We start from the raw sequence: 13707 nt of genomic DNA on the forward strand, positions 1-13707 counted from the left end.
TACAGGGACAAGCCGTCGCAGCCCGGGACTATTCCGGTCGCGATGGAGAACCTTGCGATCCGGTCAGGAGGAGCTTGCGATCCGGTCAGGAGGAGGACGTGCGGCCCGGCTTGTCGGCGCCCGGCTCGTCGGGAGTCTCTGGGTCGAACAGCACGGGGCGGTCGACCTTCTTGGTGACCTCGGCCGGGTCGACCACGAGGATCAGCATCGCGAGGAACAGCAGCGTGACGATGAATGCGCCGCCGCCGACCACCAGGCCGAGCGCGATCGGCGTGAGGCCGTCGTAGGTGCCGTTCGCGATGGCGTTGTTCACCCGGGCGGTGAAGGCGCCGGTCGACACGAGCGTCACCACCGCGGCGAAGACACCGCAGCCGAGAGCGATGCCCAGCAGGTGCAGCGGGCGCAGAATGTCGCGTCGGGTGGGCTTCTCGTCGCTCATCGCTCTCCTCCGTGCCCGGCGGGGGCGGGGTCGTTCTCGATCGTGGTCCCGGCGGCGACAGCATCCGCTCGCTTCGGGGTCAGACCGGCGATGCCGAGGAAGACCGCGACGATGGCCGCGTATCCGCCGAACATCCCGACGCCGAGGATGATGCCGGTGAGCTCGAACGCACCGGCTCCCTCGATGGCGTACGGCTGCACGAAGCCCGCCGGGATCGCGATCAGGAGCACGGCCAGCAGCAGGCCGAAGGCGCCGAGGGTGATCGAGTCCCGTGCGGTCGCGTCGCCGGCCTTGCGAGCGCGGAGTCCGACGACGAGCTCGAGGATGCCGGTCGAGACCGCCCAGGCGATCACGACGACGAAGAAGAGGTCTTCGGTACGCCATGCGGGCACACCGGCGGTCATCCCGGCGACGAAGCTCAGCAGGGCGAACACGACGGACGGCCAGCGCTGACCGGCCGGGTAGACGAGCCACGCGGCGACGATCATCACGAGGCCGGTGGTGAGCACGAAGCCGCTGAAGACGGAGAGACCGACGGCCGCCGAGTGATCGGGCGAGAAGGTGATCATCACTGCAGCGGCGGCGGCGAAGAGCGCGCGCAGCAACTGGAGGTGACGCACGGTGAACGCGCGGGCGGTGGCAGACATGAAGATCGAGGGTCCTCCGGGGGTGTTCCCCCCAGTCTACGCGGGGGCGCTGAGTGGGCGCCGACACCGGAGAGGTGTTCGCGGGGCCCGATGGATCTCCCCAGATCGATCATCAGGCCCCGCGACAGAACGCAGCGACGGGGGCGACACTGCGTCAGGCCGAGTGGTCGCGAGGTCGGGCACCCTGCTCACGACTGCTCAGCCGATAGACCCCAGAAATAGCACCTCGTCCCCTACGCGATGCTGGTGTGGTCGTATGCTCACTCTAGGGCTCGATTCTTCACATACCGGAGGGGGTGCTGTGATGAGCATGGAAAGTGGTCTGCGCCGATATGCCGATGTATTCGCAGCGTCCTTCCGCGACGCGATCAATGCGCGTGGATTGACTCTGGCGCGGCTGCACGAGCAGCTGCGCGCCCGCGGCAACAGCGTGTCCATGGCGACGCTCAGCTACTGGCGGTCCGGAGCTCGGCGCCCCGAGGGTGCCCAGTCGATGGCCGCGCTCGGCGACATCGAGCAGCTGCTGCACCTCGAGCCCGGCTCTCTCACCGCCCTGCTCGGCACCACGAACCGCACCGGTCCGCTCGGACCCAACCTCTTCCCGCTCGACGAGCAGGAGCTCGAGGACGCCGTCAAAGAGGCGTTCGCCGCTCTCGGCGCGGAGTACCCCGACACGTCGCGCGAACTCACGACCCACTCGGTGACGGACGTGGATGCCGCGGGCAACGTCTCGTACTCGATCACGCGCAGCATCGTGCAGTCGACCGTCGGCACCGTCGCGTCGATCCCGTTCCTCGAGATGACACCGGGCATCAGCACTCCCGCCCCGTTCATCGAGGCGGTGGCGGGAGGACGCATCGCTGCCCGGTACTCGCACCCGAACGGCGAGGTGCACGGCGTCCTGTTCGAACTCGACGTTCCTCTGACCGCTCCGAGCACCGCGATGGTCGAGTGGTCGGTCGCCTATCCGCCGGACTATCCCCCGCAGCGCGAGACGGGCCACGCCGTCGCCCGGCAGACCAGAGAGCTGCTGGTGTGGACGCGATTCCACCCCGACGCGCTGCCCGACCGGATCGAAGAGCGCGTCGAGACCCCGGACGGCTCGAAGCTCACCGAGCTGTCGCTCGAGGGCCGCAATTCGGTGCACCAGGTGCGACGCGCATTCGGACCCGGACTGCTCGGCGTCGCCTGGAGCTACGCCGACGGGCGCTGACCGCGCCCGTTCGCGGGCTCAGAGTCGACCGACTCACCCGGGCTGATCGCCGACCGCGACCGGACGCCCCGGAGTGTTCGACCACTGGCTCCACGAGCCGGGGAAGACTTTCGCCTCGATGCCGATCTCATCCAGCACCAGCGCGGTGTGCGCCGCCGTGATGCCCGAGCCGCAGTAGGCCGCGACGGGCGTCCCCTCGCTCACCCCGAGGGCGGCGAAGGTCGCCTGAAGGGTGTGCGTGTCGAGGATCCGGCCCTCGGCATCCAGATGGGCGGCCATCGGGACGTTGAGCGCGCCCGGAATGTGCCCGGCGATCGGATCGAAAGGCTCGTGCTCTCCCCGATAGCGCTCCGGCGCGCGCGCGTCCAGCAGCACACCGGTGTCGACGAACGAGGCAGCCTCGTCGATCGAGATCGCATCGCCGCCGATCTCGTCGAGGACGACGTCGCCGGGCTCGGCCTGCACGTCATCGTCGGCGACCGGAAGGCCGGCGGCCGTCCACGCGCGGATGCCGCCGTCGAGGACGCGCACGTCGACACCGCCCTGACGCAGCAGCCACCATGCTCGTGACGCACTGACTCCCTTGGCGTCGTCATAGGCGACGACGACGTCACCCCGGTTCACACCCCACCGCCGGGCGGCATCCTGGAGCGTCGCTGTGGAGGGCAGGGGGTGCCGGCCGTCCGAGGGCTCGCCGTGGGTGGCGAGCTCGGTCGCGAGCGGCACGAAGACCGCCCCCGGGATGTGGCCCGCGAGGTAGTCCTCCCGGCCGTCGGGCCGGTCGAGTCTCCAGCGCACGTCGATCACACGCACGGGGGTCTCGGACGTCAGCAGATCGCGCAGTTCGGTGGCGCTCACGAAGTTGCTCATGATCCGAGGCTAGCGAGACGCCGTCCGGATCGCGCAGCCGCCCGTATTCCGTCGACATATCGGGCCGACCGGCGATTCGAGACGGCGGTCGGCGCGGCGCTAGGCTCGTCCCGGCCGCGTCGAGAAAGGACAGCATGTCCACTCGATTCCGCTTCATGAGCCTGCGCCGACAGGAGGTCGCCCTCATCGCCGTGACGGCGGTCTGGGGCAGCACATTCCTCCTGGTGCACTGGGCGATGCAGCACTCGGGGCCGTGGTTCTTCGTCGGCATCCGGTTCCTGGTCGCCGGCGCGATCAGCATCGTCATCTTCCGACGGGCGCTGCGCGGCATCCGCTGGCGCGACATCGGCGCCGGGGTCGCGATCGGCGTGATGATCTATCTCGGATACGGATTGCAGACCGTCGGGCTGCAGACCATCGATTCGAGCACCTCGGCGTTCATCACCGCGATGTACATCCCTCTCGTGCCGCTCGCGCAGTGGGCCGTCTTCCGCAAGCGCCCACCGGCCATGGCGTTCGTGGGCGCCGCGCTCGCGTTCCTCGGACTGCTGCTCATCGCGGGACCCGATGCGTTCGCCCTGACCCTCGGGGCGGGCGAGATCCTGACGCTCATCAGCACCCTGCCCATCGCGGCCGAGATCATCCTGATCAGCGTGTTCGCCGGCCGGATCGATCTCGGCAGGATCACGATCATCCAGCTCCTCACCGCCGGAGTGCTCGGCATCCTCACCATGCCGGTCGTCGGCGAGGGCCTGCCCGAGTTCTCGTGGATCTGGGTCGGCTGCGCAGTCGGACTCGGAGCGGCGAGCTGCGTCATCCAGCTCACGATGAACTGGGCCCAGAAGTCCGTGTCCCCGACCCGCGCGACGATCATCTATGCGGGCGAACCGGTCTGGGCGGCCGTGATCGGGCGCATCGCCGGTGAACGCCTGCCCGTCGCCGCGCTGATCGGCGGAGCGCTCGTGGTGCTCGGCATCCTCGCCAGCGAGCTCAAGCCCGTGCGTCGTCGTTCCGCGGAGTAGTGCGCCAGCGGGAATATCGCGGGCGTCGGCGCGTTGCACCCGACATGATTGAAACTTCAACCGTCGTTCCGGTCGCCACAGAGCGGACGCGGGTGCGCGTGCCGATGCGCTTCGCCGACGGGTTCTCGACCACGGCGGATGTCGTCACGTTCGACGGACTGATCGACGGCCGCGAGCACCTGCTGCTCGGGCTCGGCGACTGGAGGGCCGCCATGGAGCGCGCGGCCGACGGCGGCGACGCACCCCTCGTGCGTCCGCACAGCGAATGCCTGACCGGTGACGTGTTCGGTTCTGAGCGCTGCGACTGCGGCCCGCAGCTGCGTGAAGCCGTCGAGCGCATCGCCGAAGACGGCGGGTTCCTGCTCTACCTGCGCCAGGAGGGTCGGGGCATCGGCCTCTACGCCAAGCTCGACGCGTACGCGCTGCAGGATGCCGGCCTCGACACGTACGAGGCGAACGTCGCACTCGGCCGCGGAGAAGACGAACGCGACTACACGATCGCCGCGCAGATGCTGCAGGCGGTGGGCGTCGACAGCATCCGTCTGCTGAGCAACAACCCCGACAAGGCGGCACAGCTCGACGCCCTCGGCATCCGCGTCACCGAGCAGGTGCGCACCGGCGTGCACCTGTCGGACGCGAACCACCGCTACCTCGAGGCCAAGCGCGACCACACCTCGCACACGCTCGACCTGTCAGCCGCCTGATGAACGCGCAGCTGGCGAGCGAGCGGAGGCTCGACGATGCGGAGATGCAGACGTGGCTGCCGACCATCCGGTTCGTGCAGCTGCTGCCGCAGGTGCTCGATCGCACGCTCAAGGCCGAGACCGGGCTCAAGCACTCGCACTACGCGATCCTGGTGACCCTCGCAGGTCAGGGTGATCGCGCGATCCCGATGACCGAGCTCGCGCAGATCGCCGGGCTCAGCCGCTCACGACTCAGCCACGCGATCGACTCGCTCGAAGACCGCGGCTGGGTGACGCGCACCTCGTGCAGCAGCGACAAGCGCACGCTGACCGCTGCGCTGACGGATGCCGGTCGTGACCTGCTGCGGGCGGCGGCGCCCGTTCATGTGGCGCAGATCCGCGAACTGATCCTCGACCCTCTGACCGCAGAGGAGAGGGAGCATCTCGGCACGATCACGGCCAAGCTGCTCCCCGGCGTCGCCGCCGCTCTCTAGGTCACGCCTCGGGGATCTCGCGCCCGAAGGTCTCGAGCGTGACGTCCTCGGGCTCGGGGCCACGGCGCACACCGGTGTCGAGCGCATCGATCGCGGTGAGCTGATCAGCGGTGAGCTCGAAGTCGAAGACGTCGAAGTTCTCGGCGATGCGGGCGGGTCGCACCGACTTCGGCAGCGCGGAGCGACCCTGCTGCAGGTGCCAGCGCAGCATCACCTGTGCCGGCGACTTGCCGTGCTCGGCGGCGATGGCCGTGAGCGTCTCGTCGTCGAAGACGGATGCGCCGTTGGGGCGGTAGGCCGTGATGCCGCCGATGGGCGACCACGCCTGGGTGACGATGCCGGCCGCGGCATCCGCCTGCTGCACCTCGCGCTGCTGGAAGTAGGGGTGCACCTCGATCTGGTTGAGCGCGGGGACGATGCTCGTCTCCGCCGCCAGCTTGTCGAGGTGCTCCACCATGAAGTTGCTGACGCCGATGGCGCGCACCCGACCGTCGGCGAGCAGGGTCTCGAGCGCCTTATAGGCACCCAGGGTGAGGTCGAAGCGGGTCGGCAGGGCCTGGTGCAGGATCAGCAGGTCGAGCTGATCGACCCCGAGCTTGCCCGTCGACTTCTCGAACGCGTGCAGGGTCTCGTCGTAGCCGAAATCGCTGATCCAGACCTTGGTCTCGATGAAGACCTCGTCGCGCGCGATACCGGTGCGGCGGATCGCCTCGCCCACCTCGCGCTCGTTGCCGTACGCAGCGGCGGTGTCGATCAGGCGGTAGCCGGTCTCGAGAGCGGTGCTGACGGCATCGACCGTCTCGTCCGGAGCGGCCTGGAACACTCCGAAGCCGAGGGCAGGCATCTCGATGCCGGTGTTGAGCGTGATGTTCATCGTCATACCTCCAGTGTGCGCGTCCGCTCACACGCGAGGGAGAGTCCACCAGTACCTCCCTTCGTCGCGACAGGGGGCGTACCGTCGCATACATGGACACCCGCAGCGAGGTGCGCGAATTCCTCTCGTCGAGGCGCGACCGCATCACCCCCGACCAGGCCGGCCTCCCCGCATTCGGCGGCAACCGGCGTGTGCCGGGGCTGCGCCGTGAAGAGGTGTCGCTGCTCGCCGGCGTCAGCGTCGACTATTACACCCGGCTCGAACGGGGCGATCTGTCCGGCGTCTCCGACAGCGTGCTCGATGCGCTCGCCCGTGCTCTTCAGCTCGACGAGGCCGAGACCGCGCATCTGTTCGATCTCGCCCGCACCGCGAACGCCTCACCCGTCGCCCGCAAGCCGCGCAAGAAGGTCGAGACGCTGCGCCCCAGCATCCTGCGCCTGCTCGACGCGATGACCGAGGCGCCGGCGATCGTGCGCAACAACTACTTCGACTACCTCGCGGCGAACGCGCTCGGCCGCGCGCTCTATGCGCCGCTCTTCACGACCCCGGTGCCGAACAGCGCCCGCTTCGCCTTCCTCGACCCGGCCGCACAGACCTTCTACCCCGAATGGGAGCGAAACACCCAGGAGCTCGTGGCCGCGATGCGCGGCGAAGCGGGGCGCAACCCGTTCGACCGCAAGCTCACCGATCTCGTCGGCGAGCTGTCGACGCGCAGTGAGCGGTTCCGCACCCTGTGGGCGGCGCACAACGTGCGCTTCCACCGCAGCGGTGTCAAGCGCATCAACCACCCGGTCGTCGGCGAGATGGAACTCACCTACGAGGCGTTCGAGCTGCCCGCCGATCCGGGCCTGCAGATGTCGACGTACACGGCCGAGCCGGGAACGGCATCGGCCGACAAGTTGCGGATGCTGGCCAGCTGGGCGGCGACCGACGCTGCCGATGGGACCATCGGTGCGCCTTCAGAGCGCACCGAGGCCTGATTTCTGCTCTGAGCAGAACCGCTCGAATCGTGCGCTGACGGCGGATTATCGTGAGGCATGGCCGACCTCGTCCCGTTCCCTCGCGCACCTCGCTCTGCCCGCCCTCGTCCCAGTGAGCCCGAGCCCCTATGGCGCCAGATGGTCGGCGATCAGCTGCGCCGTCGACGACACGACCGGGACGAGACCCTGACCGAGACGGCAGGGAACGCCGGAGTCTCGCCGCAATACCTCTCCGAGGTCGAACGGGGACTCAAGGAGCCGTCGAGCGAGATGATCGCGGCGATCGCCGGGGCCCTCGACACCTCGCTGATCGAACTGACGAGCGCCGTGGCCGACGAGCTGCGCCAGGCGACGATGGCTCCGGCATCCGCTGCGGTGTCCGCCACCCGCGGGGCCTTCGCCCTCGCCGCCTGACGGCTCGTCTCGTCTGCCCGCCCGTCTGAAGGTCCGTCTGCAGGTCCGTCCGTCTGCAGGTCCGTCCGTCTGCAGGTCCGTCCGTCTGCAGGTCCGTCCGTCTGCAGGTCCGTCCGTCTGCAGGACTTCGGCGCGGATGCAGGACCAGAACGGCAGAATCATCCTGCATCCGTGCCCCGATCCTGCAGACGAACGCCGTGGCCCCTCAGTCCGCCCGCTCCCCCAGCACGGTGTCGACCAGACCGTAGTCCCGGGCGGCGGATGCCGTGAAGACGCGATCCCGGTCGGTGTCGGCGCGCAGCTCGCTCAGCGAGCGTCCGCTGTGCCTGGCGAGGATCGACTCCATGTCGGAACGCACCCGCACGACCTCGTCCGCCGCGAGGATGAGGTCGGGGATCGCTCCCCGCGACTGGCCCGCCGGCTGATGCAGCACGATGCGGGCGTGCGCGAGAGCTGCCCGCTGTCCCGGAGCCCCTGCCGCGACCAGCAGCGCCGCCGGCCCGATCGCCTGACCCACACACGTCGTCGCGATCGCCGGACGCACGTGCTGCATGGTGTCGTAGATCGCGAGCGCCGCCCCCGGGTCGCCACCTTCGCTGTTGATGTAGAACTGGATGCCGGAATCCTGGCTGTCGGCATCGAGGTGCAGCAGCTGCGCGATCAACGCGTTGGCGACTCCGGCGTCGATGCCGGTGCCGAGATAGATGACCCGCTCGGCGAGCAGGTGCGAGTAGACGTCCATGACGCGTTCACCGCGCGGATGCTGCGCGATGACGTTGGGGATCGTGTAGCCGCTCATGCGCCCGCCCCCAGCCCGACCCGGGCCCGACGACGCGGCATGAGATCCGCGAGCGAGGCGACGATCTCGTCGATGAAGCCATAGTCCTTCGCCTGCTCCGCCGTGTACCAGCGGTCGTGCAGCGAGTCCTCGAAGATGCGCGCCACGGGCTGTCCGGTGTCGGCCGCGATCAGCCCGAGCACGGTGTCGCGCATGTGCCTCAGGTCGTCGGCCTGCGTCTCGAGCTCGCCCGCCGAGCCGCCGATCCCCGCCGAGCCCTGATGCATGAGGATGCGCGCGTGCGGGAGCGCCCTGCGCTTGCCCCTCGCCCCGGCTGAGAGGAGGAACTGCCCGGCGCTGCACGCGAGCCCGAGTGCGAGGGTCGACACGTCGTTCGGCACGAGGGTCATGAGGTCGCGGATCGCGAGCATCGCCGGCACGGAACCACCGGGCGAATGGATCCACAGGGCGATGTCGGTCGTCGGATCCTCCGCCGAGAGGGTGAGCAGCTGCGTCATGAGCAGCGTGCCGTTGTCGTCGTCGAGGGCGCCGTCGAGCACGAGCACTCGTTCGTGGAACAGTGCCCGGCGGGCCTCGGGGCCGAACTGCGGGATGGGGTTGTCTTCGCTCATGGCCCCAGCATCCGCCGCCGTGTCGGAGTGCGGGCGAGTATCCGCTCGCGGCAGATCGGCCCAGAGCAGATAGGCCCAGAGGAGATCGGCCCCAGCAGATCCACCTGTGCAGATCGGTTCGGCATCCTCGCGTAACACCCCCGACTCACGCGGCTCCTACCCTCGAAGCATGGCGAAGCAGAAGACACCCGAGTGGCAGTGGTCCGAAGACGGCATCAACTTCCGCACCCGCAAATGGGTGAAGCCGGAAGACCTCAACGCGAACGGATCGCTGTTCGGCGGCAGCCTGCTGAAGTGGATCGACGAAGAGGCCGCGATCTACGCGATCGTGCAGCTGGGCAACTATCGGGCCGTGACGAAGCACATCTCCGAGATCAACTTCGAGGCCTCAGCCGTGCAGGGCGACCTGATCGAGATCGGCCTGCAGGCCACGCACTTCGGCACCACGTCTTTGACCATGCGCGCCGTCGCCCGCAACATGATCACGCGCAAGCGCATCCTCACGATCGAGAAGATCGTTTTCGTGAGCCTGGACGACGACGGGATGCCGACGCCGCACGGATACGACGAGATCACGTACAACCGCGATCGGATGCCGACCGAGCGCATCGCCACGGGGACGATCCGCCTGCCCTAGCCGCGGCTCCCGCCCGCTCGTCCGCCCGTGTGCGGGCCTCCGTTCAGGAGGAGATCTCTCGCACCGAAGGACCAGGCAGTGGATTCGGTCCTTCTGAGCGAGGGATCTCCTTCCGCACGTGCGGGGGTCAGAGGCCGGCGTCTGCGCTCGGTGCGAGGATGGAACACGTCTGCCGAGCAAAGGAGCCCAGAATGAGCCGCAGCGCCACCGCAGCCACGACCGCGATCAGAGAGATGCGCGACTTCCTGTTCGCGAACGCGACGGACTACGCCGCGGCACGCGAGGGGTTCGCCTGGCCTGCGCCCGCTGAGTTCAACTTCGCGCTCGAATGGTTCGATGTGATCGCCGGCGAGTCGCCCGACCGCCCGGCGGTGCAGATCGTGTCAGCCGACCTCAGCCTCGAGTCGTGGACCTACGGAGAGCTGTCGAGCCGCTCCGACCAGGTCGCCGCCTGGCTCACAGGACTCGGCATCGGGCGGGGCGACCACGTCATCGTGATGCTCGGCAACACCATCGAGCTCTGGGAGGTGATGCTCGCCATCACCAAGGTCGGCGCGGTGTCGATCCCCACCTCGACGCTGCTCTCGGCATCCGACCTGGCCTACCGCGTCGACCACGGACACGCCCGCGCCATCGTGACGCTCGGCGGCCTGGCCGAGCGCATCGCCGACATCGACGGCGACGTCCTGCGCATCGGGGTGGGCGAGGGCATTCCGGCCGGGTGGACGCGCTTCGACGATTCCGCCGACGCTCCGACGACGTTCGAGCCCGACGCCGCGACCCCCGCCGATGACACGGCTCTGCTCTACTTCACGAGCGGCACGACCAACCGTCCGAAGCTCGTGCAGCACACCCACGTGTCGTACCCGATCGGGCATCTGTCGACCATGTGGTGGCTCGGTGTGCGCCCCGACGACGTGCACCTGAACATCTCGTCGCCGGGTTGGGCGAAGCATGCGTGGTCGAGCTTCTACTCGCCCTTCCTCGCCGAGGCGACCGTGTTCGTCTACAACTACGACCGCTTCGACGCGAACACCCTCATGCAGGTCATGGACACGCATCATGTCTCGACGTTCTGCGCGCCGCCGACCGTGTGGCGGATGCTGATCCAGGCCGACCTCGGGCGCTTGACCCACCCGCCGCGCGAGCTCGTCGGAGCCGGCGAACCGCTGAACCCCGAGGTCATCGACCGGGTGCAGGAGGCGTGGGGAGGCACGATCCGCGACGGCTTCGGCCAGACCGAGATGACGGCCTGCGTGGGCAACTCCCCCGGTCAGGTCGTCAAGATCGGATCGATGGGACGACCCCTGCCCGGATACCCCGTCGTGCTGCTCGACCCCGCGACCGGTGAGCTCGCCGAGCACGAGGGCGAGATCGCGCTCGACCTGGCGCATCCTCCGGTGGGGCTCATGGCCGGGTACTACGACGACCCCGAGAAGACGGCCGAGTCGCGCGTCGGCGGATACCACCACACGGGCGACATCGCCCAGCGGGATGCCGACGGCTATCTGACCTACATCGGCCGGGCGGACGACGTGTTCAAGGCGTCCGACTACAAGATCTCGCCGTTCGAGCTCGAGTCGGTGCTGCTGGAGCAAGACCTCGTGATCGAGGCGGCGGTGATCCCGAGCCCCGATCCGACGCGGCTCGCAGTCCCGAAGGCGTACGTGTGCCTGCGCCCCGACGCGGCCGGATCCGACGCCGAGGCCGCGCGATCGATCTTCGCCTACGCCCACGACCGGCTGTCCTCGCACCTCTGGGTGCGGATCATCGAGTTCGTGCCCGAGCTGCCCAAGACGATCTCCGGCAAGATCCGCCGGGTCGAACTGCGCGCGCGAGAGGCCGAGCGCGTGGCCTCAGGAGACGAGGCCGCGCAGCACCGGGATCGCGACTACCGCTGAGTGCGGCTCAGCCTGCGAGCGCAGGCTGACTGCCGGTGCTCGGCGCTTTCGTGGAGCGCGCCGGGACCGTCGGCTCGGGCGCGTCGACGACAGCCTGGATCCGCGCGGCGCGGGCGACCTCACGGGCAGGCTCGCCCGCGTTGACGATCCCGCGTGCGACGGCTCCGATCACCAGCATCGCGACGAGCACGATGCCGGACACGAGCAGCGGCGTCCACTGATTCGCGAACGATGCCGTGGTGCTGAGCATCGCGCTCGGGATCCACAGTCCTACCGCTCCGCCGGCGAGACCCGCCGCTCCGCGCATGATCGCGACTCCCGCCACGATCGCGCACAGCGCCGCGAGCACGGCCCCCACCACTCCGATCGGCACCAGTATCGATGCCAGTTCGCTTGCCACCCTTGACGATGTCATCACGACCCCCCGGTCCGCGGAACCTCCGCATCACCAACATTACGAAGTGTCGGCATTCTGGGCATCCATCTGAAGGATGATGTTCCTCAACCGTGACGCGTTGTTCAGCGGCGCTTCAACCGTGCGAACCGTGTCCTCTTGACCACTCGCACCGGCTGGGTGACGACCGCGTCGACGACCATCGAGCCGTCGGTCGGGCCGATGATCGCCATCGCCGACGTCTCGGTGGACTCGATCGGGTCGACCGGCATGCGGGCGAGCGACCGGTGAGCGCGCACGTACGCGGGCACCAGCAGCACGATCGCGCCGAGCCAGGCGAGAGGGTTGCTGAGCGCGACGCCCTCGAATCCGATGAGCGCGCCGAGCACGACGGCCGCTCCCACGCGCATCACCAGCTCGATCACGCCCGTGACGGTGGGGATGAGGGTGTGGCCGAGGCCCTGCAGCGCCCCGCGGAGCACGAACAGCACACCGAGGGCCCAGTACCCGCATCCGTTGATGATCAGCATGAGGTGCGCGAGTCGCACGACCTCGTCGGACCCCTCACCGACGAACAGGCGCACCATCGGCGTGCCGAACGCGATGATGATGACGCCGAGTGCGATGCCGGCGGCGATCGCCATCCAGGTGCCCTCGACGACCCCTCGACGGATGCGGTCGGGGCGGCGCCCGCCCAGGTTCTGCGCCGTGTACATCGACGACGCGAGACCCAGCGACGAGAGGAAGGCGACCGCGAGGCCGTCGACGCGGGATGCCGTCGTGTAGGCCGCGACGGCATCCGAGCCGAGCGTGTTCAGCGCCACCTGCACGGTGAGCGTGCCGATCGCGATGATCGATGCCTGGAATCCCATCGGCAGACCGAGGCGCAGGTGCTCCCTGAAGTCGTCGCGGGTGACTCGCCAGTCGGCGCGACGCAGGTGCAGCATCGGCAGGCGACGGCGCACGAACTCGAGGCACAGTGCGACGGAGACGGCCTGGGCCACGACGGTCGCGAGGGCTGCGCCGCCGACTCCCCACTCGAGCGGACCGACCATCAGGATCACGAGGCCGACGTTGAGCGCGCACGAGACGGTCAGGAAGATGAGCGGTGTGCGCGAGTCGCCGATCGCCCGGATGATCGCCGAGAGGTAGTTGAAGAACATCGTCGCGCTCGCGCCGATGAAGCTGATCTGGGTGAAGACCGTCGCCTCGGGCATGAGCTCGGCCGGCGTCTGCAGCAGCTCGAGCACGGGCCGGGCGATCAGGGGCGCGACGATCGTGAGCACCACGCTCGTGATTCCGGTCAGGATCACGCCGGTCGCGACCGAGCGGCGCACGGCGGCACCGTCACCCGCTCCGAACGCCTGCGCGATGGGGATCGCGAAACCGCTGGTCAGACCCCAGGCGAAGCCGATGAGCAGGAACAGCAGGCTGCCGGTGGCGCCGACGGCTGCGAGGGACTCGACGCCGAGGTGCCGGCCGACGACGACGGCGTCGGCGAACTGGTACATCTGCTGCACGACGTTTCCGAGCAGCAGGGGAATGGAGAACGACAGGATGACACGCCACGGACGGCCCGTGGTCAGAGAGGTGGCCATGAGAGAAGAGGCTCGCAGAACTGGGGGATGATCGGGGGTCGTACCAGGATATCGAATCGATTCGGTTGGATGCCATCCCCGATCGCCAAGTACGGTCGGAAGGATGCCGCAGCGGGACGCGGCACGGAACA

Annotated in this window: 16 protein-coding genes; 8 read left to right on the top strand and 8 right to left on the bottom strand. The window is 68.8% G+C overall.

The window, feature by feature from the left end; translation table 11 throughout:
• Nucleotides 1–85: 85 nt before the first annotated feature.
• On the bottom strand, nucleotides 86–439 hold the full coding sequence (locus ACIPV5_RS01610; RefSeq protein WP_053098147.1) for a hypothetical protein: 354 nt from the start codon (nucleotides 437–439) through the stop codon (nucleotides 86–88).
• Nucleotides 436–1086 (bottom strand): hypothetical protein, encoded by a 651-nt coding sequence (locus ACIPV5_RS01615; RefSeq protein ID WP_053098148.1) that lies wholly within the window; start codon nucleotides 1084–1086, stop codon nucleotides 436–438. The genes ACIPV5_RS01610 and ACIPV5_RS01615 overlap by 4 nt, the downstream gene beginning before the upstream one ends.
• 304 nt (nucleotides 1087–1390) lie before the next feature.
• Between ACIPV5_RS01615 and ACIPV5_RS01620 the strand changes: the two genes are divergently transcribed.
• Complete coding sequence (locus ACIPV5_RS01620) at nucleotides 1391–2299, top strand: hypothetical protein (protein ID WP_053098149.1); 909 nt, start codon at nucleotides 1391–1393, stop codon at nucleotides 2297–2299.
• A 33-nt stretch (nucleotides 2300–2332) separates the two neighbouring features.
• Here the strand turns inward: ACIPV5_RS01620 and ACIPV5_RS01625 are convergent, their stop codons facing one another.
• The gene (locus ACIPV5_RS01625) at nucleotides 2333–3169 is read right to left on the bottom strand and encodes a sulfurtransferase (RefSeq protein ID WP_400339220.1); all 837 of its coding nucleotides are present in this window, start codon (nucleotides 3167–3169) and stop codon (nucleotides 2333–2335) included.
• A 134-nt stretch (nucleotides 3170–3303) separates the two neighbouring features.
• Here ACIPV5_RS01625 and ACIPV5_RS01630 point away from each other — a divergent pair, with 134 nt between their 5' ends.
• The 3 genes from ACIPV5_RS01630 to ACIPV5_RS01640 are packed head-to-tail and all read left to right on the top strand — an operon-like array spanning nucleotide 3304 to nucleotide 5368.
• Nucleotides 3304–4191, top strand: coding sequence for a DMT family transporter (locus ACIPV5_RS01630; RefSeq protein WP_400339222.1), 888 nt, complete (start codon nucleotides 3304–3306; stop codon nucleotides 4189–4191).
• A 44-nt stretch (nucleotides 4192–4235) separates the two neighbouring features.
• Nucleotides 4236–4895, top strand: a complete 660-nt coding sequence (ribA, locus tag ACIPV5_RS01635; RefSeq protein WP_400339225.1) for a GTP cyclohydrolase II — start codon at nucleotides 4236–4238, stop codon at nucleotides 4893–4895.
• Nucleotides 4895–5368, top strand: coding sequence for a MarR family winged helix-turn-helix transcriptional regulator (locus ACIPV5_RS01640; protein WP_400339228.1), 474 nt, complete (start codon nucleotides 4895–4897; stop codon nucleotides 5366–5368). Before ribA ends, ACIPV5_RS01640 begins: the two co-directional genes overlap by 1 nt.
• Before the next feature lies 1 nt (nucleotide 5369).
• Here ACIPV5_RS01640 and ACIPV5_RS01645 read toward each other — a convergent pair whose 3' ends face one another.
• Nucleotides 5370–6242 carry an aldo/keto reductase gene (locus ACIPV5_RS01645; protein ID WP_400341230.1) on the bottom strand — a complete coding sequence of 291 codons (873 nt, stop codon included), beginning with the start codon at nucleotides 6240–6242 and terminating at the stop codon, nucleotides 5370–5372.
• 92 nt (nucleotides 6243–6334) lie between these two features.
• On the opposite strand from ACIPV5_RS01645, the gene ACIPV5_RS01650 reads away from it, so the two are divergent.
• Together ACIPV5_RS01650 and ACIPV5_RS01655 are read left to right on the top strand one after the other, a co-directional pair.
• Nucleotides 6335–7222: a helix-turn-helix transcriptional regulator gene (locus ACIPV5_RS01650; RefSeq protein WP_400339231.1), complete on the top strand. Its 888-nt coding sequence runs from the start codon at nucleotides 6335–6337 to the stop codon at nucleotides 7220–7222.
• Between the two features lie 57 nt (nucleotides 7223–7279).
• Complete coding sequence (locus tag ACIPV5_RS01655; RefSeq protein ID WP_053098156.1) at nucleotides 7280–7636, top strand: helix-turn-helix domain-containing protein; 357 nt, start codon at nucleotides 7280–7282, stop codon at nucleotides 7634–7636.
• A gap of 205 nt (nucleotides 7637–7841) precedes the next feature.
• On the opposite strand, the gene ACIPV5_RS01660 is transcribed toward ACIPV5_RS01655, so the two are convergent.
• Both ACIPV5_RS01660 and ACIPV5_RS01665 read right to left on the bottom strand, forming a co-directional pair.
• A complete protein-coding gene (locus ACIPV5_RS01660; RefSeq protein ID WP_053098157.1) occupies nucleotides 7842–8435 on the bottom strand; it encodes a ClpP family protease in 594 nt (197 codons plus the stop codon).
• On the bottom strand, nucleotides 8432–9046 hold the full coding sequence (locus ACIPV5_RS01665) for a ClpP family protease (protein ID WP_400339234.1): 615 nt from the start codon (nucleotides 9044–9046) through the stop codon (nucleotides 8432–8434). The genes ACIPV5_RS01660 and ACIPV5_RS01665 overlap by 4 nt, the downstream gene beginning before the upstream one ends.
• Before the next feature lie 169 nt (nucleotides 9047–9215).
• Here ACIPV5_RS01665 and ACIPV5_RS01670 point away from each other — a divergent pair, with 169 nt between their 5' ends.
• Nucleotides 9216–9683 (top strand): acyl-CoA thioesterase, encoded by a 468-nt coding sequence (locus ACIPV5_RS01670; protein ID WP_072592111.1) that lies wholly within the window; start codon nucleotides 9216–9218, stop codon nucleotides 9681–9683.
• Nucleotides 9684–9874: 191 nt separating this feature from the next.
• Nucleotides 9875–11584 (top strand): AMP-binding protein, encoded by a 1710-nt coding sequence (locus ACIPV5_RS01675; RefSeq protein ID WP_400339238.1) that lies wholly within the window; start codon nucleotides 9875–9877, stop codon nucleotides 11582–11584.
• Nucleotides 11585–11591: 7 nt separating this feature from the next.
• On the opposite strand, the gene ACIPV5_RS01680 is transcribed toward ACIPV5_RS01675, so the two are convergent.
• On the bottom strand, nucleotides 11592–11984 hold the full coding sequence (locus ACIPV5_RS01680) for a hypothetical protein (protein WP_150115131.1): 393 nt from the start codon (nucleotides 11982–11984) through the stop codon (nucleotides 11592–11594).
• A 119-nt stretch (nucleotides 11985–12103) separates the two neighbouring features.
• Nucleotides 12104–13576 (bottom strand): MATE family efflux transporter, encoded by a 1473-nt coding sequence (locus ACIPV5_RS01685; protein ID WP_053098161.1) that lies wholly within the window; start codon nucleotides 13574–13576, stop codon nucleotides 12104–12106.
• Nucleotides 13577–13707: the final 131 nt, after the last annotated feature.

Origin of the sequence: Microbacterium sp. NPDC090014 (assembly GCF_044748285.1) — a bacterium.
GTDB lineage: Bacteria > Actinomycetota > Actinomycetes > Actinomycetales > Microbacteriaceae > Microbacterium.